We start from the raw sequence: 21,794 nt of genomic DNA, 5'->3' as shown, positions 1-21,794 counted from the left end.
CTACTTTTCTTGTGGTGTTCTAAAGCTTAACCAAGAATAAATTAGATTAAAAAAGACAACGGCTGCGGTGAAATAAAAAACAGCTCTAAATCCATAGCTTGCAGCGACAAAAGCCCCCATTAACGGTCCTGTAACATTTCCAACATCTCTTAGTGCTTGGTTATAGCTGAAAATTCGACCCGCAATAACAGGGGTAATGTTATAAAGAATAAGCGTTTGTACCGCAGGTAACATGGCTGCGTTGACCGCCCCAAGTAAAAAACGTAGCGCGCCAAGCTCCCAATAACTACTGACTAGTGCCATTGGAATTAACATAAAAATAGAGAGTCCGAGGGTAAAAAGAAGGACTTTATCAGGACCAATTCGGTCACCTAATTTACCAAAACGAGGTGCGCTAATAAGTGCAGCAATACCGGGTACCGAGGCGACAACACCACTAATAAAGGCAAGGTTGCTAACTGAACCTGTTAATTCACGAATATAAAGTGTCAAAATAGGCGTAACAGAGCCCGTTGCTACTTGAATGATCATCGTAGTGAAAAATAGGCATACAACAAGTCTTTTATTTTTAAGTGATGAGAATACCTGTTTGGTGGTCAGTGCGTCTTTTTTAGAAACAGGTGTAAAGTTTTCACTTACAAAAAAAAGGGTGACTAAAAAGCAAATAAATAAAACGGCAGAAGTAATAAAGAATACAGGACGTAAACCATAGAGGTCGGCAAGCATACCGCCAATTAAAGGACCTATTAATGCGCCACTCACTGCGCCTGTTGAAAGTGTTCCTAATGCCCAGCCGCTTTTTTTAACTGGAACTTGAGTGGCAATTAACGCATTTGCATTCGGAACAAAGCCACCTAATATACCCAGCAAGGCTCGCAGTACTAATAATTGCCATATATTTTGAGCAAACCCAATTAATACCATCACAATCGCCATACCAAGGGCAGAACGTAGCAGCATTAATTTTCAGCCTTTTCTATCTGATAATTTTCCCCAAAAAGGTGCTGCAATGGCAGAAAAAAGGAAAGTAATACTAAATGCAACACCTGTCCAAAGGTTAAGCTCTTCGTGATCGGTTATACCCAATTCTTCTACATATAAAGGAAGAAAGGGCATGATCAAACTAAAACCGGCGCCAGTTAAAAAACAGCCAAACCAGACAATATAGAGATTACGTTTCCAAGAGTTATTTCGGGGCTTGAGATCCATGTTACTCCTTTAGCCGAGAACGAGAGAGTAAACCAAGAAAATAGACTGACAATAACCGTAGCGATGTTGAGCGTGGCAACAACAAGTCGGTTTTCTTATTTTATGATGAATAAGAATATAGCCATGATACAGAATAAGTGCGATAGGTCTTGCTCTTATAATGTGTTTTGCAGGAGTTTATAGCTTACACTGTTATTGATTTTATTATTGTTATTTCAGTGCATTATAATATAACAAAGTGGCTGTTTTATTTCAAAACAGCCACTTTGTCGTTAGTGTACTTAGTGTACTTTTTTTATTTCGTTATATAAAGAAGCGTCACCTTCTGGACGAGTTTTAAAGCGACGATGTAACCACATATATTGGTCTGGCGCGCGTAAAATCTCTTGTTCAACGACTTTATTCATCGCCTTCGCGCTATTTTCCTCATTATCAATAGGAAAATCAGCAACAGGTGGCGATATAATTAATTCATAACCCTTGCCTTCAGGTAAGCGTTTTGGGGTAAATGGAATTAATGCGGGCTTGCTCGTTTTTGCCAGAATATAAGTTCCCGTTGTTGTTGCCGCTTTATCAACTGCAAACAAAGGCACAAAAACACTTTTACGAGGACCATAATCATGGTCAGGTGCATACCAAATAATTTCACCTGCTTTTAAACTACGGATCATGCCTTTGACATCTTTTCTGTCAATCATAAATTTATTAGAACGTAATCGACCCCATGTTTGTAGCCAGTCCATAACGGGATTATCGTTAGGGCGGTAAACGCCGACTCCAGGGTTATAAATACCAAAAATCCTAGCACCAAGTTCAAGTGTTAGAAAATGGATGCCAATAAGTAAGATCCCTTGTCCTGAGTCTTTAACCTTTTGGATATTTTCAAGCCCGCTGACTTTAAACCAACGTTTGACACGCCATTCTGGCCAAAACCACGCCATACCTGTTTCGAATAATCCCATACCAACAGATTCAAAATTTTTATTAACTAAGGCTTCTCGCTCACTTTTCGGCATCTGTGGAAAACAGAGCTCAAGATTACGTTCCGCTATTTGGACGCGTTTTTTTAAAAAAACTTTCGAAAAACGGCCTAGGCGCGTACCTAGCCAATAAATGACAGGATAAGGAAGGAGAACCAGAATATAGAGTAATCCGATCCCGAACCAAGTCAGCCAATATTTAGGCTGCAAAAATGATTTTTTAAATGGAGGTGACTTTATCATAAGCCTATCTATTTACTATTTTTCCAATGAATATCTTATATTGTGACACTTTTTGGTGCAGATCAGAAATTTTGTCATAAATTAGGTGAAATTATTTCGATGCCTTGTAATGCCGTCACCAATTCGGCAATATTTTTAGCTGCCATTTTGTCCATCACTTTTGCTCGATGAACTTCGACAGTTCTTATTGAAACACAAGCAACTTCTGCAATTTCTCGGTTCATTAATCCTTGAATAACATAATAGGCAATATCTTTTTCTCTTGGGGTTAATGAAGCATAACGGCGACGAATATCATGTGCGGTAAAACGCGTATTGGTTTCAAGAAATGCTGCATCTAAAGCAGATAACAATGCATTGCTATCAACGGGTTTTTGTAGAAAGTCGATAGCTCCTTTTTTGATCTCTTCAACTGCCATGGGGATATCGCCATGACCAGTTAAAAAAATCACAGAAAGGGTGCTGTGCTTATCAATTAAATGCTGGTGGACTTGCCTGCCATCGGGTTTTGGCATTCTCATATCTAACAATACAACACCTTGCTGATAGAGATTGACATTGTTGATAAAGAACTCGCTATCATTCCAGACATGGGCTGAATAACCTAAGCTTTCTAATAAAAACTGACAAGCATCAGTGACAGCAAGATCATCATCAACAAGATGAATTATTGGCATTTTTTCTCCGTTATTTATTTTTGTTAGGGAAAATAAGTGTGATTTTTATTCCAACTTTATTTTGTTCATTCTTTTGGTTTTCAATATGAATATCAGCACCTTGAGAAAGCAATAAACGTTGGCAAATCACCAAACCTAACCCAAGTCCTTCCGTTTTTGTTGTTTGGAATGGGGAAAAGGGCTGTTCAAGTTGGCTGTGGCTCATTCCACCCGCATCATCTTCAATGACTATAAGTAACCTATCAGGAGCCTTATGGGTGCTAATTTTTAGTTCGTTAGCGCCAGCTTGGAGACTGTTGGTGATTAAATTCGATAAAATTTGCTCTAATAATGTTTCGGGTAAACACAGGGTATCATGTTCATCAATATGGGTGATCAGTGAAACCTGTGGGTATTTGTCTTCTACACGTAAAAGTTTCCAAATATGTTGGATACACTCTGCAATATTTTGATGAGAAAGCAAAATAGTATCAGTGTTAGGTGTTTGTTTTCCAACCCATAAACGCAGATTTCTAATGATATCAGCGCCGCGTTGCGCCTGCTTATCTATTTGTTGCAATGCAGGTAGCAATGGGTGCGATTCATTCTCTCTTTTGAGGCGAATAACGCTCCCTTGCGCATAGCTTTTAATAGCAGAAAGTGGCTGATTAAGCTCATGAGCAAATCCTGATGCCATTTCTCCCAATATATTTAAGCGTTGAGCGTGTTCTAACTCTTCTTTTTGCTGTCTTAATCGATTGTGAGCGTGTTCCAGTTGGCGACTACGACGCCTAACTAAATAGCTGATCCAGACTTGGTTTAGGATGAGAAAAAGGATAGCAGCCAATGAAAGACCAATAATAAATTGGTGCTGAATAGCCCAACTTTGCGCATCTTGCCAAAGCTGTCTTTGGCGAGGATGTTGGTTGACTTCCCTTAATAACTTTTCAACTTGTGTATGTGAAGCAGGGGCTCCCCATTTCATCGGTTTACTATCATCGGTGAGTAAAACGCGAGTGACTTTATCAACAAGTTCATCAGGTACAGTATCTAGTGCTGCGAATGACCAATTAGGGTAGAGCGGTGTACTGGTTAAACATGGCGTATTGGTTTGATAGGAAATCAAGGGGCGGTAATCACTTTTACGAATAAGCCCTTCGCTATCCATATTTTCCAGTAAACAGACGGGAATAATTGCTGCATTAATATCTTCATCTCGTAATAGATAAAGTAAAGCATCAGCCGGAAAACCCGTGAAACGCAATGTGAAATCTTTATCAGGATCAATACCGTCTTCTCGTAGCGCTTTGTAACCTAAAAGATAGCCGCCAAAGGCATCAGGGGCAATGGCGCCAACGCGTTTTCCGATTAATTCATGTGCAGAAGTAATCGGGCTATCGTTACGGACGAGAATTAGGCTCCCAATGACATTTCGTGTCGTGTTATCAGGCTCATAGCCAGAACGTAAAGAGAGCAACCAGCGTAATGGAAATGCATTATCTAATTGAATAAATTGCGCAGGATTTGTGAGTAAGAAATCAACACTTTTCTTCGCAACTGCTAATTTCATCTCCTCCAGATTTAATGGCATTAACACAAAATTTTCTGACGGAAATTGTTCATTTAATGTATCAACAAGTGGATGCCAGTGTCTTTGAGTGGACGCATCACCACGTAGTGCTAAAACACCGATTGTCCACTCTTTTGCTGTGGCTTGTAGAGGAAGTACAAAAAAGAGCAGTAATAACCCGATACTTACTGCGTTTCTTATCCCAATTGTCTGTTTTATCGTCATAAATATCTAATGTTAAATATTGTCTTGGATCAAGTTCGCACTTGGTATGTGGTAAACCACAATAGGTGTCATCTTCAGTAATTTTTACAATGCACTTATAACAAAACACATACTTTTTAATTTCTATTTCCTTCACTCATAGTGAGATTGTGTTATTGAGTGATGCTGGAGACAAATATGGATCTTGGAAAACGAAAATTTTTACAACAATTAGGGGTCCTTACTGCAGGTGCTTCACTGGTTCCTCTAGCTGAAGCCGGCATTAAATTATCACCTGAGCGTCGTGAGGGCTCGGAAGATAAACGCTACGGTATGCTGATTGATTTACGCCGTTGTGTAGGATGCCAGTCCTGTACTGTGAGCTGCAACATCGAAAATCAGACGCCTCAAGGACAATTTAGGACGACAGTAAACCAATATCAGGTTGCTATCAAGGGGCAAGAGGGGATAACCAACGTCTTACTGCCTAGATTGTGTAACCATTGTGATGAACCACCTTGTGTGCCAGTTTGTCCTGTTCAAGCGACTTTCCAACGTAAAGACGGCATTGTCGTCGTTGATAATGAACGTTGTGTCGGTTGTGCTTATTGTGTTCAAGCATGTCCTTATGACGCACGTTTTATTAATCACTCAACACAAACAGCAGATAAATGCACTTTCTGTGCACATCGCCTCGAAGTTGGATTATTGCCTGCGTGCGTTGAATCTTGTGTTGGCGGTGCTCGTATTATCGGCGATATGAAAGATCCTAATAGCACTATCAGCAAAATGCTACGTACACATGAAAAAGAGCTTAAAGTATTAAAACCAGAAAGCGGTACATTGCCACAAGTTTTCTATCTCGGCCTCGATGATGCATTTGTACAACCGTTAGCAGGTCAAGGACAACCCGCATTATGGCAGCAGGAGGTTCACTCATGATCCCGCAAATTTCTCAAATTCAAGAAGTCATCGCGATCCCTCAAGAATATTTTTGGTTACCTTGGGCTGTGCAATATTTCTTTTTTATCGGTATTGCTTGTAGTGCAACGCTTTATGCGTGCTGGCAGTGCTGGAAAGGCGGTGCAGGTAATCAACGTTTAGAAGCGGTTGCTGTCTTTATTGCGGTAACCGCTGGCATTACGGCACCTCTTGCTTTAACGGCAGATTTACACCAAACAGCACGCGTGTGGCATTTCTATGCTTATCCAACACCGTGGTCTTGGATGGCATGGGGATCACTATTACTGCCGTTGTTCTCAGTATTTAGCATGCTTTACTTTGCTGCGATGGTCGTTCGTTTAGTCTGGAAGCGTGAATACAAATTAACTCGTTGGGTAGCATTAGCTTGCTCATTAACTGCAATTGGTTTGCTGTTATATACAGGTCGCGAAGCCTCTATCTTAAAAGCAAGACCTGTGTTGTATACCTACTGGTTACCAATACTGTTGTTCTTTAGTGCAATGCAAGTACTACCGACATTACTCGCATTAGGCACACGTCGTGAACCTGTACATCAGCGTGAATTAGCGATGTGGTTTGTGAGTTCACTGATGTTATTAGCAGTATGTACGGGCTTTTGGGTTGCAGGCGATACGATTTCAGGTCAGGCAATTAGAGAACAATTAGTAATGGGAAGCCTTGGCTGGTGGAGTGCCATGGGCGTTATCGCTCTATGGAGTATCTCTGTTGCGATGGGACTTTTGATGGCAAAACAAGTACGTTCGGTTGCGTTTATTACCATCATGGCATTTGTATCAATGGGACTTGCGTGGGTATTACGTTGGTTGATGTTGATGGGTGCTCAATACATTCCAAAATATAACATAATTACAAACCCTTATGAGTTTACGCTAGGTAATGATGGATTGATGGCAATTGTTGGTACATTTGGATTGTGGATAGCGTTAACTATTTTATTTAGAGAAAGTATTCGTTGGGTTGTCAGGAGAGTGCAGCATGGCTAAGTTTACAAGACGTCAATGGCTTAAAGGTGGGTTAGTTATCGGTGGTATTGCCGCATTTGCTGCCAGCTACCGTGATGTTGCTAAACGTGCCATAGATGGTTTAGTTGATGGCACATCAGGTAAAGTGACACTTGATAGGATCAACGGAAACTCTTTATTACCCGAAGGTAAAGTTGTAAAAGACGCAAAATGGCAAGCGAATACAGAGCAATCTGTTTGTATGACGCAATGTTTTGGGTGCTGGACACAATGCGGCGTTCGTGCCCGTGTTGATAGAGCCAATAATAAAGTTTTACGTATTGCAGGTAATCCTTATCACCCACTTTCTCATGACCATCATTTTGGCTATAACATGCCAATTAAAGAAGCATTTGAAAAAATGGGTGGTGAAAGTGGTTTAGAAAACCGCTCTACTGCGTGTGCTCGTGGTGCAACCATGATGGAAAGCCTTGATAGCCCAACACGTATTCTTGAGCCGATGAAACGCGTGGGTAAGCGCGGTGAAGGTAAATGGAAACGCATTAGTTTTGAGCAGTTGATCCAAGAAATTGTTGAAGGTGGCGATCTCTTTGGTGAAGGCCATGTTGATGGTTTACGTACCATTCGTGATTTAGATACTTTAATCGATCCAAAGCAACCCGCTTTAGGCCCTAAAGCTAACCAATTATTAATGACAAATGCGGGTGATGATGGGCGAGATACGTTTATTCGTCGCTTTGCTCAAAACTCATTTGGTAGTAAAAACTTTGGTGCTCATGGCTCTTATTGTGGATTGGCGTACCGTGCTGGCTCTGGTGCGTTAATGAACGATTTAGATAAAAACGCCCACGTTAAGCCTGACTGGGATTACGTTGAATTTGCACTGTTTTTAGGAACATCTCCAGCACAATCAGGTAACCCATTTAAGCGTCAAGGTCGTCAGTTAGCTAACGCACGTATTCGTGATTCGTTTAACTATGTGGTTGTTGCTCCTGCTTTACCTTTAACAACAACATTAGCTAACGATCATGGACATTGGGTTCCAGTTCAACCGGGAACGGATGCCGCTTTAGTTATGGGGATGATCCGCTGGATCATTGAAAACAATCGTTACAATGCAGAATATCTGTCAGTACCAAGCGAAGTTTCAATGAAAAATGTGGGTGAGAAGAGCTGGACGAATGCGACCCACCTTGTGATCAGTGATGAAAAACATCCTTTGTCAGGACAAATGCTGACAACTGCACATTTTAATGATGTTGCAGAAGGGGAAGAGCAAACCTTGGTTTTATCACTTGAAGGTGAATTAGTTCCATCGACCCAAGTTAATAAAGCACAATTGTTTGCTACGCATACTGTGACATTAAAAACGGGTGCTACCGTTACGGTTAAATCAAGTTTCCAATTACTTGATGAAGCGGCTAAACGTATGACACTGGCAGAATATAGTGAGCGTTGTAAAGTACCAGAAACAACAATCGCTGCATTAGGTCGTGAATTTACCGCTTATGGCCGAAAAGCGGCGGTTATCTCTCATGGCGGTATGATGGGCGGTAATGGTTTCTATACTGCATGGAGCGTGATTATGCTTAATGCGCTAATAGGTAACTTAAACCTTAAAGGTGGAGTATCTGTTGGTGGCGGTAAGTTTAATGGTGCAACCGATGGGCCATGTTACAAAATGGATAGCTTTAAAGGTAAAGTTAAACCAAAAGGCATGGTGTTATCACGCAGCAAAGCAGCCTATGAGAAATCTGATGAATACCGTGAGCGTATAGAGAAAGGGGAATCCCCATATCCAGCAAAAGCACCTTGGTATCCGTTTGCTGCTGGACAATTAACTGAGCAGCTAGGCTCTGCATTAGCAGGTTATCCTTATTCATTAAAAGCATGGATAACGAATATGACCAACCCTATTTATGGGATTGCGGGTATTCGCCAAGTGATGGAAGAGCGCTTGAAAGATCCGAAGCACCTACCTTTGATTATTGGTATTGATGCTTTTATGAATGAAACAACAGCGTTGGCAGATTATATTGTTCCTGATACGCATAACTTTGAGAGTTGGGGATTTAGTGCGCCTTGGTCTGGTGTTCAAACTAAAGCAAGTACAGCACGCTGGCCGATTGTTGAACCTCGTGTTGCAAAAACAGCTGATGGTCAGCCAATTTCAATGGAAACATTCTGTATTGCTGTTGCAAAAGCCTTAGATTTACCAGGCTTCGGTGAGAAAGCAATCGAAGATATGGATGGTAACTTCTATCCAATCAATAGTGCAGAAGATTACTATTTACGCGTTGCCGCTAATATGGCGTTTATGGGGGAAAAACCTGTTGCCCCTGCAACCAATGAAGATATTTTATTAAGTGGTGTAGACCGTATTTTACCTGCGATAACATCAACATTAAAAAATGAAGAAGTTCTTCAAGTTGCGTATATCTATACACGAGGGGGTCGTTTTGCCCCTTATGACAAAGCGTGGAATGGTGAAGAAACGGGGCCTCAGTGGAAAAAACCATTACAAATCTGGAATGAAGAAGTGGCTAAAAACCATCATGCAATAACAGGTGAACGTTATAGTGGTTGCCCGACTTATTATCCACCACGTTTATCGGATGGTAGTGATATTCATCAGCATTATCCTGAAGAGCAGTGGCCATTAAAATTGATGTCCTTTAAGTCTCATGTGGTGAGTAGTTCAACAGGCATGATCCAGCGTTTAAGAATGGTAAAACCGAGTAACTTAGTCGCAATTAACCCTCAAGATGGTAAAAAATGGGGTGTTAATCATGGTGATAAAGTTCGCATTGTTACACCCGGTGGACAAGTGGAAGCTGAGATTAGTTTACTTGATGGCGTAATGCCGGGCGTTTTAGCGATTGAACATGGATATGGGCATCAAGAGTTAGGCTCTCGTCAGCATTATTTAGATGAACAACCATTACCGATGGATAAAGGCATTGGCAACGGTATCAACCTTAATGATTTAGGGTTTGCTGATCCAACACGTCAAATCACTAATACATGGTTAGATTGGGTATCTGGTGCATCTGTGCGTCAAGGTTTACCTGCTAAGATTGAGCGCATAGTTTAATTATCGATTTGGTATTTTAAATAATCACTTCACTCTTTATTAAAAGAAGAGTGAAGTGATTGAATAACAAATCAGTTTACTTTATCTTTTATAAGATAGAGCTATATCAGTTTAATTATTTTAATATCATATGTATCCTACATACATAGTATTATAATAAATTTAAGGTGGTCAGCACGCATATTAGCCACCTCATTTACAGGGAGTAATAATAGGAATTGGATTCCTTTTTTCTTCTGTTTATTTTTTTTATTGAAATGTAATAGGATTATTTCTCATATATGTATTTTAAAATATTATATATGAAAAATAATTCAATTCGATTTTTCACATTAATTTTTTCGGTAATATGCCTTTTGTGTGAATATACTGTACTACTACTAATGGTTAGTTTCTTAGCAATTTGATGATTAGGTATTTCATTCATCCAATAATTAATAATTTTTTGTTCTTGTGAACTAAAAATAGAACATAATGAATGTTTATAGGTCGGAAAGTAAACTTGGCATCGAGAAGTGAACAAAGATGTCTTTTCAAGCACCCAAGGAAGTATCTTCTTCTGAAGGATAAAACAGTTATTTGTCAATGCGATAGGTCTTTCTTTGTCTGGATAGTTAGCATCAATATAAAGATAAAGCCGACAGCTTCTTGTTGAAATAAAAAAAAGTTGCAAGTGCGGGCAATGTGCTACTTCTCGACAATATCTTGTGAGATCAATAAATATAATATCTGGCATTGAGTGATTAATATAATTATTGGCTTCTTGTATAGATGATGTGTCAATTATCTCATGTCTTACATTTCTCTTCGAAAAATAATGTTTTATACCATTACGAGTAAAAAAACATTCATCAATAATTAATACTTTCACAAATAACTTCCTTGTTTGTAGCTGTTTTAATTTATTAAAATAAAGATAACCTTATTTTATGTCAATTCGGCTTATATGTTATTTTTCTGAAGATATATCGAATAAAAAGGTTATGATTATTTTTTCATTAAATGAAAGTTGATTTATTAATATCGACAATTATTTGCATGCAGTAAGAGCTGGTTTATATATTGATATAAATAATATGTGATAGGGGATTGTAGAGAGATAAAATGAGAACAGGAGTACCAAGTACTCCTGTTTTACGTTCGCTAACTTTTCTAGATCTTTTTATTAATGTTTGGTGTTGTCTGAAACAGAATCTTCAGATGATTCAATTTTATCAATGCCAGCTTGAAGAATATGAATCAACTGCTTAGCTATGTCTGTTGTGAGCCAAAGTGTCTTATCTACAACTGCATTTTCTGGATGATGTTCGTTTTCAGGAAGATAATGTAAACGCAACATCATGGCATCGTAGATGTCAACGGTACTGATGTCCCAGCCTACAACAGGATGTGTCTGAATAACTTCATTTTTTCTACTCATAATACCTCCTAATCATACAACCGGTTTTGACTAAGAGAGAAGCTCCCACACAAAGTGGTTACTTTTCAGTATACGAGATTTATCGTGATTAAAAAGATAAATTTTGGTTATAACAAAAAAATGTGTACTGGCTCTGATAAAAGAGTAATGCACCATTAACAGTCGAACAAATGTTATATGGTGCATTTTAGATAAATATCAAGGGGGAGAATTAATCGACAGTGATATCCCAATGAATATTTTCATTCGCTAAGAAAGGAATAAGCGCTTCATTACCACAAAGGATTTGTGCTGGAGCCTCAACAGTTTTTTCAGTTAATGTGATTGTCCCTTCATTAACGGGTAAACCATAAAAACGTGGACCATTTAGAGAACAGAAGGCTTCAAAGTGTTGTAATGCATTGAGTTCTTTAAATACGGTTGCGTAGGCTGCCAGTGCGGTTGGTGCATTAAATACCCCGGCACAACCACAAGATGATTCTTTGCGGTGTTGTAAGTGAGGTGCTGAATCTGTACCTAAGAAAAAGCGAGAGTTTCCTGATGCAACTGCTTCTCTTAGTGCTTCTTGGTGAACGTTGCGTTTAAGAATAGGCAAGCAATATAGGTGAGGTTTAACACCGCCAACCAACATATGATTGCGGTTAAACATCAAATGTTGCGGAGTAATGGTAGCACCGAGAAATTCATTTCCTTCTAATACATACTGAGCGGCTTCTTTAGTTGTAATATGTTCAAAAACAATCTTTAGCTCAGGAAATTGCTTGCGTACAGGAGACATAACGCTATCGATGAAACGTGCTTCTCTATCAAAAATATCAATGCTTGAAGCAGTTACTTCGCCGTGGATCAGCAATGGCATACCGATTTTTTCCATCACACTTAAGATTGGATAAATCTTTGTGATATCGGATACACCATGACTTGAGTTAGTTGTTGCATTCGCAGGATAAAGTTTACAAGCAGTAAAAACACCTTGTAAGAAACCTTGCTCTACTTCTGAAGGCAATGTGCTATCTGTTAAATAGCAAGTCATTAACGGTTCGAAGTTATCGCTGGCAGGAATAGCCGCTTTGATGCGATCACGGTAAGTGCGAGCCGCTTCAATCGTTGTAACAGGTGGAACAAGGTTTGGCATGACAATAGCTCTGCCAAAATAGCGACTGGTATAAGGAACAACAGTTTTTAGCATGTCATCATCACGAAAGTGAACATGCCAATCATCAGGACGGCGAATAGTGAGGGTGATAGGTTGTGCAGTGGTCATATACCGGCTCCGTGTGTCTTAGGAAAATCGAAAGATCAAGGATTGGATTGGACTAGATAGTCAAGCCGGAAACGAATGCTAATACGAAAACGATTAAATAGCTACCATTTAATCGTATTTTTTTATTATGTTTTTGAAATTATGTAAGGTGAAACAGAGAATAAAATCAAGAGGTTACGAGGGTGACACAAAAAGAAATGGCTCCTCCAACTGGACTCGAACCAGTGACATACGGATTAACAGTCCGCCGTTCTACCGACTGAACTATGGAGGAACATCATTAAGTGGCGTGTATCATATAGTGGGTGATTTGATATGTCAAAGGACAATCGACGATATTTGTTTAAGTGCATAGATAAACAACATATTGTGTGTTTCTAAAACAGATAATCTAATAATGAGGTGGTGAACTCGTTTAAATGGCTATTTTTTTCACACTGAAGAATAAAAATAAAGATAAAAAATAAAGAGATAACGTATTTGAGACCATGTTGGGCTTTGAAAAATAAAATAGATAGAAAAATGAGAAAGGTATTGATAATAGAGAAGGTGGAAAGCAAAAAGCCCGCACTGTAATAGCGCGGGCTTTTCTAAATTTGGCTCCTCCAACTGGACTTGAACCAGTGACATACGGATTAACAGTCCGCCGTTCTACCGACTGAACTATGGAGGAAGCGAGTTCTCGTGAGAACGAGACGAATAATAGCGAGGGTGATGAACTTTGTAAAGTAAAAAAAGTGAAATAATAGTTTAAGTGGTTAAAAAATAACTAATTTATAGTTTTTAAATCAAATAAGGTGGTTTTACGTTTAAAAAACAGTCAATAGAACTATGTTGATTGAAATAGTTTTATAAAAAGGTGTTTTTTTATTGATGATTTTGAGTTAACACAGAACAGAAATAACAGATGCATAAGATGAATATGTAGAGGATACAAAGGAAATAAATAAGAAATAGAGGAATAAAAATCACTGATGAGTAGAAAGCAAAAAGCCCACACTGTGATAGCGTGGGCTTTTCTAAATTTGGCTCCTCCAACTGGACTTGAACCAGTGACATACGGATTAACAGTCCGCCGTTCTACCGACTGAACTATGGAGGAAGCGAGTTCTCGTGAGAACGAGGCGAATAATAGCTATCCTCGCTCACCTTGTAAAGTAAAAAAAGGAAAAAAATAACCGTTTGCTCAAGAGTGCATCAGATTGTTTCTTTTTTGACAAAAATGTATAAAAAATAAATGGTTATCAATAGAAATAATATTCGAAATTTCATTTCTACTCGCTGAAATGTGTCTTACATTGGAAAGAAAAGATAAAGCGTTTTTTTAAAAGAAAGTTTTTCATACTGTTTAGTTATACAATCTGACGAATTTAAAGACTAATTGAAGATCCCGAGACGATGGATACTACGAATTTATCAGTACCGATGGTATTAGAGTTTGAGCAATTTAAAAAAACACTTCTTCTATATACAAAAGATAAAGAAGGGGGATGGGATACCTCTGTTTCTGGTTTAGCGTTATGTCGGTATACTTCTATTACAGAGTCTGAAGGCTGGATGTATGAACCCAGTTTGGCTATTGCTGCACAAGGTGCAAAGCAAATAACGATAGGGCTAGAGACAAACTGTTATCGTCCTATGAATATGCTTTTAACATCATCAGATATACCTACTTTTGCTAAAGTCTGTGAAGCGTCAAAAGAAACGCCTTTTTTAGCAATGTTGCTAAAATTAGACCTCGCTCTATTACCTGAACTGCTAGCTGAAAATAAGTTTGAATTACTACAAGAAAATAACGAGATCAGCGCTCAACAAATTGTTCAAGCAACCGCGCCAATTTTACAAGCAGTAACAAGGCTTATAAAACTAATAGATACACCAGAAGATGCACCTTTTATTGCACCTTTGATCCAAAAAGAGATCCTTTATTACTTATTAAGATCGAATGATGGTGCGCGTCAGCAATTGTTAGCATCACAACATCCTCAGTGTCGGCAAATTAGTCATGCGCTTGATTGGATTAAACAACATTATCACGAAACAATTCGGATTGAAGATCTTACAACGTTAGTGGGTATGAGCACCTCATCATTTCATTTTCACTTTAAAAAACGAACTGGCATGACGCCGTTGCAATATCAAAAGTGGTTACGGCTGAATGAAGCAAGAAGGATCATGCTGATTGAAATGAGTGATGTTTCTAAAGCAGCATTTATCGTCGGTTATGAAAGCCCCTCACAATTTAGCCGTGAATATCATCGATTATTTGGTTTATCACCTTTAAAAGATATTCAACGATTAAAAGAATCAGAAACTGAAACGGTATCTTTGGATTATTAGGCAAGAATAATGGAGAAATGAGTTAAAGCAGTGATGAGTAATTGCGTTACAGTTTGCTTATTAAATATGTGTATACAAGGAGTTTAGAAGTGACTAACGTTTTTATTATTAATGCTGCAAAAGAGTTTGATGGTTCTGAAGGGAAACTCAACGATCATTTAACGCAAGTCGCCACAGATTTGTTGTCTTCGCATCAGATAAATGTGCAATCAACACGCATTGATGATGGTTATGATAATAACGAAGAAGTTGATAAATACTTATGGGCCGATGTCATTATTTATCAAATGCCAGCATGGTGGATGGAAGGCCCTTGGATCTTAAAAAAATACATTGATGATGTATTTAGTGCTGGGTACGGCAAAATGTATATTGATGATGGTCGTACACGAAAAGATCCTTCGAAAAAATATGGTTCGGGTGGATTATTACAAGGCAAAAAGTATCTTCTTTCTGTAACTTGGAATGCACCTTTTGAATCTTTTGAAGAACAAGAACAGTTCTTTGAAGGAAAAGGGATTGATGCTGTCTATTTTCCATTCCATAAAGCGAATCAATTTTTAGGTATGGAAGGATTAAAAACCTTCGGAATGTTTGATGTGGTGAAACAACCGCAAATTGAGCAAGATGTTGAAGCGTATAAAAAACACCTAAAACACGAAATTGTTGGAATAGCAGGTTAGGTCTTTATCGTACTAGATATAAATTAGCTATTTATTAATCAAGCAAGATAACGATACAGATTGGATTTAGGTAGCTGATTTAGATGATAAGAATGTAGAAAGCAAAAAGCCCGCACTGCAATAGCGCGGGCTTTTCTAAATTTGGCTCCTCCAACTGGACTTGAACCAGTGACATACGGATTAACAGTCCGCCGTTCTACCGACTGAACTATGGAGGAAGCGAGTTCTCGTGAGAACGAGGCGCATAATAACGATGATATATCAGAGTGTCAACGTTAAAAGTGGATTAAATATCTGTTTGGTTGGTTTATCAACAAAGTGGCTAAATAATAGAAGTTATTCTCCGTGTTTTTGTGTGTAACACGGAGGATCAATTAGGTTTGAGGGGATAATTGTGATGCTGAAATTGATTGTTGTACGGGATCAAATGCCATCAGGTACACATCGTAAAAATGAATTTCTTGTTTTTTACTAATAATCTCGCGAATGTCTTCTTTTATTTGTTTAGATATTGCAGGGTGCTGGTGAATTTCATTTATGGCTTCATCAGAGAGTTTTTCAAAGGTATACCATTCACCGTTATAGCAAACTCTCAAATCGAGAACACCAATATCTTCAAATTTATAGATAGGTTTTATATCAAATAACAAGATACCTGCCATAACTAAGAACATGACAGTAAAGAGAATGAGCGAGATAACACCAAAGTAAGGTGAATAAATTAATAACGCAGCGAGCAATATATAAGAGAGAACCATGCTGATACATAACCAGATATGGTTTTTTAAAAACTGACTATTAAAATGTGGTTTCCCGTCTCTTTTTTCTGCTGTATTGATCCGGTCTAAATCACGCTCTAAGATTTCTTTTAATACATTCATTGTAAACACCTTAAGAGATGAATGTTGCAAACTTGTTTCTTATTACTAGATTATCACGGGGACAAGATAAGCGGGTAGAACAGTTTTTTTAAATTCTGGTATTAACTGTTATTGTTAGACCATTAAGAATATTCTTAGTCATTGTTAATAATAGAGATAAAATATCAAATAAATTTTATGCACAGTGATAAAAATAGAGGAAGAATTGTATTTTTAATGTGCAATTCGCATTTTTTTAATCTTTAGACGCATAAAACTATTGCTATTAAACTTGTCTCATGCGTTAATGAGTAAGGCCTCAATACAGACCTGATTTATGATTGACATTCTAAGTTAATGAGTTTTAAACAGCATCGCTTTTTGACCGTTTTCTTCATGTGTGCCCATAAGTTATAGGTAGTTCAGGCCAGTAGATGCCGAGAAGGCAACGTTTTATTGATATATAGGAAAGTCACATGTCTGACAAAATGAAAGGTCAAGTTAAGTGGTTCAACGAGTCTAAAGGCTTTGGTTTTATTACTCCAGCAGACGGAAGCAAAGACGTATTCGTTCACTTTTCTGCCATTCAAGGTAACGGTTTCAAAACTCTGGCTGAAGGTCAGAACGTAGAATTCACAATTGAAAACGGTGCAAAAGGTCCAGCAGCTGCTAACGTAACAGCTCTGTAATTTAAAGCCTTTTAAAAATTTTCTTCAAGCCTGTCACCTTATGGTGGCAGGCTTTTTCTTTATGGGTAAAATAAAGAAAAAGAGAATGATAATATTTATCAGGAGAGAAAATGCAGGTTAATGATAACGTTGTTGTGAAAACTGATGGTATTGACGATCGTGAAGGAACTATCCTACTTATCGAAGAATTTAATGAAGGCATAATGTATTTAGTATCACTCCCTGAATATCCAAAAGGAATTTGGTTTTTTAATGAAAAAGAGGGCGGTGAAGGAACATTTGTTAGACCAATACAGCAAAAGTGACTGACGTTTAGGTACGGTTCATTTACATTTTCAAATCAGCTACTTATACTTTTGCCAAATTTTAGTTAGGAGAAAACATAGTGGAGACAGAAAGTTGTAGGTTAATGATAACCCCATTAACTGAGAATAATTTTATTCAAAATAATAGGTAAGCTGTTTTCTTCACTAAAACTGCTTACCATTTTGGTGGGCAGTGCATTGTAATATTCCTTTCTTATATATTCCTATTATGCACTTACCCAAATAATTTCCCTTATGCCGCTAACATAAGAAGGGTAACTTCATGTGCTACATTTTTTTCTCTTTATTTCCTCCACCTAAGGCGATGAATTAATTTCAACACTCTGAACTATCAGAGCAAAATTTTCATATCGATTTTAATCATCATGTAGAGGAAATAAACATGACGATGACGCCTTATATTTTAAATCTCATGATTGCAATGTGTCTTGGTGCTTTGATTGGTGCTGAACGTCAATGGCGACAAAGAATGGCCGGTTTAAGAACAAATGCTTTAGTTGCAACCGGTGCCGCTGTTTTTATTTTAAGTTCAATAGAAACTTCGCCAGATAGTCCCGGTCGGATCGCAGCTCAAGTTGTTTCAGGTATTGGATTTCTTGGTGCTGGTGTGATCATGCGTGAAGGAATGAATATACGTGGACTTAATACTGCCGCAACGCTTTGGTGTTCAGCAGGAATTGGCGTGTTATGTGGTCTAGGTTTATATCAATTGGCAACTATAGCAACACTTCTTATTCTTTGTGCGAATATCTTACTACGAGAAGCAGCTCAGCGGATAAACGCTCAGCCACAACATCAAGCAATAGATATAGAACAACGCTACTCAATACGAATTATTTGTCATGAAGAAGATGAAGTTTTAGTTAGAACACTCATTTTACAAGCAATAAATGGATTACATGTTCGATTACAGTCTTTAAGCAGTGCTGATACATTGATGCCTAGTCAGCTAGAAGTGTGTGCTGAATTGCTAGCAACACCTGCCGAGCAAAAAGAGATAGAAGCGATTGTTTGCAGAGTAAGTTTAGAAAAGAGTGTCAGTGCAATTAATTGGAAGATAGCGGCAGAGCATCCTGCTTGACGGATCTTTTTAAGATAATGTCTTTCTAATCGAGGTGCCCTATATTGAATATAGGGCGCTTTTTTGTCGTATAGAGACTAGATAGATATCAAATTACAAAATTATTTCAAAAAGGAATATGAATATTGATAAAAGTTATAAAGAATATAACTTTGTAATTTGTAAGTAATAGATCTGTCATATTTCAAGCTGTTGTGTAGCCGATAATGTTTATTCGCACCAGCCACATGTTTTGTCTGTTCTTAGTAAACCATTCATTTTTGCCTATCTAAGTCTCAAATTATTAAGAGCATCAACATAATACTTAATTCTAAAACTCGCTTCTCTGATGAGAATAATGAGATCTTAATCATGGACTACGTATTATTACTGATATATAGAAATAAAGTATTTTGTTCATGTAATTATTATTTTTTGTAACTATTACTTTATGGAATAAAAAATAGAAAAATGTGCTCAAAAAAAACTAATTAAAATACGCAATAGGGTGGGATATATTCATTTTCGTTTTAATAAAAACAAACATTTTTACCTAAATTGATTAATATACAATTATTTGTATTGTGGTTAACCCGTATATAATGAGTTATGAATGAAAAATGTTGAACAGAGTTTGGATGTATTTGACGTTATTTCTCATCTTTATTAATCGCTCTTTTTAGACTGATTTGATTTATCTCTGTTTATTTTGTTTTTAATAAACAGGAAAAACTAAAATCAAGTAAGCGATTGCTACCCATAGTTTGCTTATTAAATGAGGTACTTAGGAGTATTGTAGGACAAAAAATCGTTATTAAGGGGCTTAGCGCAGTATAGAATTTTGGGGAAAAAGCGGTGTTTTTCATTGATTATATTGGATTTTTTTTTAATACCTAAATTATACTCTCAAATTATTTCAATGTATTTGGCGAAAATTTTATCAATATTTTCTATTATATTTAATTTAAGTGTGATTTTTTGAGTAATATTTTTAATTTAATCAAATTAGACTTTCAAAAAATGAGGAAGAATTCAGGAAAACGGTGAGTTTAGACCGCTACAGTAAAGCTGATGAATTGCTGTGGTATGTTGTTTGTAATCACTAATCAATTATGAATGAAAATCTTTTGAAAAATTGTAGGATTTTTTGTAAAGGTCATGTAGAAAAATTGATACCAATAAGTAATCTTATAATAAGAGTAGAAAAACCACACCACTCTTTCCATTCAATAAAATAATAATTTCAAAATTATATTGTTTATAAATTTGTCAAGGACGTAAATCTTACTTATTACAGAAGGAGAATTATCTTAGTATGAAATAGATGCGTCATTAGTATTTGCTGTGAAAATATATATAAAGGATAATTGTGGCTCCGATCTTTTTCGATTTACCAAAAATGATAAAAAACTATAAGAGGAACACTAATTTAAAAAATTGCTGGTATAAAAGGGTGAACAATCATTTCATGTTTGCTTACTAAAAAACGATGTAACTCATTTCAACAGAACTGAAAGCAATACACAAAGTGTTTGCATTCACACCATGAATAATCTCAATTATTACTTTTGAAAAATACGGTTACAATATTTTTCAAAACCTTCATTTTCCAAAAATTTAGAACACATTTGAGATATAGAATACTAAGCTCTGTTATTGGTTTTTAAGACTAATCTAATAAATGAGATATAAGTCTTGATTATTTAGATACATCAATATTTTTATTAGGTTTTGATAGAGAGGAAAAGTCTTTTTAAACGTAAAATTACTCATAAAAAGGCTAATAAGATGAGTCAAATTAGTGGTTAGAATAGAGGAATATTTAGAGATATATTTTAGCGCTTTAAGTAAAGATATACCGATATTTGAATCTTTATACTCTCTAAGCCCATCAACATCAACTTTTGTTAAGTAATGGTGTTGTTACTAAGTCAGCACTTTTGGCTCTGTAATGTCTTGATACTTGTGCTAGCTAGGTTGAAAAAAGAGGCTAACCGCATGATAAGAGGGAAAGTGAAACAATGCTCATCATTGGTAAGAGTAAAACCAATTACTGCTAGGGGCTGTTTTGGGCTAAAAGGTAACATTTGATATTCTTTAGTTCACACTAATGCTAATAGAGTAATCAATAAGATGTTATTTTGATCATATTTGTTTTCCTGCCTTTACATTGAAAAAGTTGATGTGTACAAGTGTTAACTTCAGGTTGCCATATTTGCCATTACAGCCGTTTATTGTGCGGAGATAATGCTGATAACAGGAAAAAACAGAATTTATATTTTGCCTTATTATTTTATGAATTAATTACTTTGTATTGGAGATCTTGGGATCTTTTTTTTATGAAATTGAAATTTATATTTCAAAAAGTGTCTTTTTTTATAAAAAAAAGTGTGGTTATATAAGACATGATTTATAAGCCTGCTTTTTTTCTCTTATTTTTTTATTGGTTATTATATTTTTAATTAATTGTAGATTATTTTATTAATATATATCTATATTCAGTGAAAAATAAGAGAGTTTTAATTTGATTTTTTATATTAATAAATTATGACTTTATTTTATAAAAAAATGCTTGTTTTTTTAAATTTAACTTAAGTTAAATGTTGTATTATTTTTATATTCCATAATTAATTGATAATTAAATTACGGTTTTTTTTATTTAATTAAATAAAAAGTATTCTTTTGTTTTTATATTAAACTTGTGGCAATTTTAAATTTAAATTGTTCAAAAAATACACCGCAATTCATAAATAAAACTTACTTATATGTGGATATTATTTCTCTGTGACTAATTTACAGCCAATAAAACTCTTATTAAGAGTTCTGTAATTTAAGTGTTAAATAGTGCCTAATAATCATTAATTAAATTTTATTATTACGGTTGAAACTTTAATAATGTGGAAATAAATATTCAATGATTTAAGGGGGAAGATGCATAACTAAGAATTTAATTTTATATGACTTATCGTTCTGCTTAATAAATACATCAAATTATCACATTGATTTTAAAGGATAATTTAATTTGTAAAATAATAAAAAAATTTAGGATAACTATAAATAATTAGAATGGGTTGTTTTTTAAACAAATTGTAAATAAAAAGTGATCATTTCTGAAGGTTTACGTAAATGATGAAAAAAATAATATCTATAGAAATACTTATTAAATTTGGGGGGCTTGTTTAGATAAAGATGAGGAGGAGATATATCAATATATGTTACTGTGATCAAAAAAATCTACAATTGCGGATTT

15 protein-coding genes, 4 tRNA genes and 1 pseudogene are annotated in these 21,794 nt (G+C 36.4%); 8 read left to right on the top strand and 12 right to left on the bottom strand.

Annotation, left to right across the window (positions count from 1 at the left end; translation table 11 throughout):
* The 4 genes and pseudogenes from mdtG to ttrS form a co-directional block, all read right to left on the bottom strand.
* A pseudogene (gene mdtG / locus ACWPWK_RS03300) lies at positions 1-1,209 on the bottom strand (multidrug efflux MFS transporter MdtG).
* 281 nt (positions 1,210-1,490) lie between these two features.
* Entirely contained in the window at positions 1,491-2,432 is a 942-nt protein-coding gene (locus tag ACWPWK_RS03295; protein WP_109373820.1) for a Kdo(2)-lipid IV(A) acyltransferase, read from the bottom strand.
* Positions 2,433-2,506: 74 nt separating this feature from the next.
* On the bottom strand, positions 2,507-3,109 hold the full coding sequence (ttrR, locus tag ACWPWK_RS03290; protein WP_109373819.1) for a tetrathionate respiration response regulator TtrR: 603 nt from the start codon (positions 3,107-3,109) through the stop codon (positions 2,507-2,509).
* A gap of 10 nt (positions 3,110-3,119) precedes the next feature.
* Positions 3,120-4,883, bottom strand: coding sequence for a tetrathionate respiration histidine kinase TtrS (gene ttrS / locus ACWPWK_RS03285; RefSeq protein ID WP_109373818.1), 1,764 nt, complete (start codon positions 4,881-4,883; stop codon positions 3,120-3,122).
* Positions 4,884-5,060: 177 nt separating this feature from the next.
* Between ttrS and ttrB the strand changes: the two genes are divergently transcribed.
* Genes ttrB through ttrA form a run of 3 tightly spaced genes read left to right on the top strand, consistent with a single transcriptional unit; the run spans position 5,061 to position 9,902 of the window.
* Positions 5,061-5,804 carry a tetrathionate reductase subunit TtrB gene (gene ttrB / locus ACWPWK_RS03280; protein ID WP_072068548.1) on the top strand — a complete coding sequence of 248 codons (744 nt, stop codon included), beginning with the start codon at positions 5,061-5,063 and terminating at the stop codon, positions 5,802-5,804.
* Entirely contained in the window at positions 5,801-6,829 is a 1,029-nt protein-coding gene (ttrC, locus tag ACWPWK_RS03275) for a tetrathionate reductase subunit TtrC (protein WP_109373817.1), read from the top strand. Before ttrB ends, ttrC begins: the two co-directional genes overlap by 4 nt.
* Positions 6,822-9,902: a tetrathionate reductase subunit TtrA gene (ttrA, locus tag ACWPWK_RS03270; protein WP_109373816.1), complete on the top strand. Its 3,081-nt coding sequence runs from the start codon at positions 6,822-6,824 to the stop codon at positions 9,900-9,902. Before ttrC ends, ttrA begins: the two co-directional genes overlap by 8 nt.
* 268 nt (positions 9,903-10,170) lie before the next feature.
* Here ttrA and ACWPWK_RS03265 read toward each other — a convergent pair whose 3' ends face one another.
* The 6 genes from ACWPWK_RS03265 to ACWPWK_RS03240 form a co-directional block, all read right to left on the bottom strand.
* Positions 10,171-10,773, bottom strand: coding sequence for a response regulator transcription factor (locus ACWPWK_RS03265; RefSeq protein WP_454208322.1), 603 nt, complete (start codon positions 10,771-10,773; stop codon positions 10,171-10,173).
* A 294-nt stretch (positions 10,774-11,067) separates the two neighbouring features.
* Positions 11,068-11,322: a biofilm formation regulator BssS gene (gene bssS, locus ACWPWK_RS03260; protein WP_064720401.1), complete on the bottom strand. Its 255-nt coding sequence runs from the start codon at positions 11,320-11,322 to the stop codon at positions 11,068-11,070.
* A 211-nt stretch (positions 11,323-11,533) separates the two neighbouring features.
* Entirely contained in the window at positions 11,534-12,586 is a 1,053-nt protein-coding gene (pyrC, locus tag ACWPWK_RS03255; RefSeq protein WP_109373814.1) for a dihydroorotase, read from the bottom strand.
* Between the two features lie 198 nt (positions 12,587-12,784).
* Positions 12,785-12,860 (bottom strand) — tRNA-Asn (locus tag ACWPWK_RS03250).
* A 323-nt stretch (positions 12,861-13,183) separates the two neighbouring features.
* Positions 13,184-13,259, bottom strand: a tRNA-Asn gene (locus ACWPWK_RS03245).
* Positions 13,260-13,612: 353 nt separating this feature from the next.
* Positions 13,613-13,688, bottom strand: a tRNA-Asn gene (locus ACWPWK_RS03240).
* A gap of 296 nt (positions 13,689-13,984) precedes the next feature.
* On the opposite strand from ACWPWK_RS03240, the gene ACWPWK_RS03235 reads away from it, so the two are divergent.
* The gene (locus tag ACWPWK_RS03235) at positions 13,985-14,926 is read left to right on the top strand and encodes an AraC family transcriptional regulator (RefSeq protein WP_232805435.1); all 942 of its coding nucleotides are present in this window, start codon (positions 13,985-13,987) and stop codon (positions 14,924-14,926) included.
* A gap of 89 nt (positions 14,927-15,015) precedes the next feature.
* Positions 15,016-15,609: an NAD(P)H-dependent oxidoreductase gene (locus ACWPWK_RS03230; RefSeq protein ID WP_072063129.1), complete on the top strand. Its 594-nt coding sequence runs from the start codon at positions 15,016-15,018 to the stop codon at positions 15,607-15,609.
* Between the two features lie 142 nt (positions 15,610-15,751).
* Here the strand turns inward: ACWPWK_RS03230 and ACWPWK_RS03225 are convergent.
* Both ACWPWK_RS03225 and ACWPWK_RS03220 read right to left on the bottom strand, forming a co-directional pair.
* Positions 15,752-15,827, bottom strand: a tRNA-Asn gene (locus ACWPWK_RS03225).
* A 156-nt stretch (positions 15,828-15,983) separates the two neighbouring features.
* The gene (locus tag ACWPWK_RS03220; protein WP_109373813.1) at positions 15,984-16,490 is read right to left on the bottom strand and encodes a YlaC family protein; all 507 of its coding nucleotides are present in this window, start codon (positions 16,488-16,490) and stop codon (positions 15,984-15,986) included.
* 455 nt (positions 16,491-16,945) lie between these two features.
* Here ACWPWK_RS03220 and cspE point away from each other — a divergent pair, with 455 nt between their 5' ends.
* The 3 genes from cspE to ACWPWK_RS03205 all read left to right on the top strand — a co-directional run bounded on the left by cspE (position 16,946) and on the right by ACWPWK_RS03205 (position 18,565).
* Positions 16,946-17,158, top strand: a complete 213-nt coding sequence (cspE, locus tag ACWPWK_RS03215; protein WP_004243573.1) for a transcription antiterminator/RNA stability regulator CspE — start codon at positions 16,946-16,948, stop codon at positions 17,156-17,158.
* Positions 17,159-17,268: 110 nt separating this feature from the next.
* On the top strand, positions 17,269-17,463 hold the full coding sequence (dsrB, locus tag ACWPWK_RS03210; RefSeq protein WP_099075784.1) for a protein DsrB: 195 nt from the start codon (positions 17,269-17,271) through the stop codon (positions 17,461-17,463).
* Between the two features lie 403 nt (positions 17,464-17,866).
* Entirely contained in the window at positions 17,867-18,565 is a 699-nt protein-coding gene (locus tag ACWPWK_RS03205; RefSeq protein ID WP_109373812.1) for an MgtC family protein, read from the top strand.
* The last annotated feature ends 3,229 nt before the right edge of the window (positions 18,566-21,794 follow it).

The organism is Proteus sp. Marseille-Q3619 (genome assembly GCF_965283115.1).
The sequence above is the reverse complement of the archived record's forward strand: the minus strand, read 5'-3'. Positions and strand labels throughout refer to the sequence as shown.

Bases quoted from the DNA above. Each gene is read 5' to 3' on its own strand.
- pyrC (WP_109373814.1), bottom strand. From the start codon at position 12,586: ATGACCACTGCACAACCTATCACCCTCACTATTCGCCGTCCTGATGAT.
- ttrS (WP_109373818.1), bottom strand. From the start codon at position 4,883: ATGACGATAAAACAGACAATTGGGATAAGAAACGCAGTAAGTATCGGG.
- bssS (WP_064720401.1), bottom strand. From the start codon at position 11,322: ATGAGTAGAAAAAATGAAGTTATTCAGACACATCCTGTTGTAGGCTGG.
- dsrB (WP_099075784.1), top strand. From the start codon at position 17,269: ATGCAGGTTAATGATAACGTTGTTGTGAAAACTGATGGTATTGACGAT.
- ACWPWK_RS03295 (WP_109373820.1), bottom strand. From the start codon at position 2,432: ATGATAAAGTCACCTCCATTTAAAAAATCATTTTTGCAGCCTAAATAT.
- ttrA (WP_109373816.1), top strand. From the start codon at position 6,822: ATGGCTAAGTTTACAAGACGTCAATGGCTTAAAGGTGGGTTAGTTATC.
- ttrB (WP_072068548.1), top strand. From the start codon at position 5,061: ATGGATCTTGGAAAACGAAAATTTTTACAACAATTAGGGGTCCTTACT.
- cspE (WP_004243573.1), top strand. From the start codon at position 16,946: ATGTCTGACAAAATGAAAGGTCAAGTTAAGTGGTTCAACGAGTCTAAA.
- ttrC (WP_109373817.1), top strand. From the start codon at position 5,801: ATGATCCCGCAAATTTCTCAAATTCAAGAAGTCATCGCGATCCCTCAA.
- ACWPWK_RS03205 (WP_109373812.1), top strand. From the start codon at position 17,867: ATGACGATGACGCCTTATATTTTAAATCTCATGATTGCAATGTGTCTT.
- ttrR (WP_109373819.1), bottom strand. From the start codon at position 3,109: ATGCCAATAATTCATCTTGTTGATGATGATCTTGCTGTCACTGATGCT.
- ACWPWK_RS03235 (WP_232805435.1), top strand. From the start codon at position 13,985: ATGGATACTACGAATTTATCAGTACCGATGGTATTAGAGTTTGAGCAA.
- ACWPWK_RS03220 (WP_109373813.1), bottom strand. From the start codon at position 16,490: ATGAATGTATTAAAAGAAATCTTAGAGCGTGATTTAGACCGGATCAAT.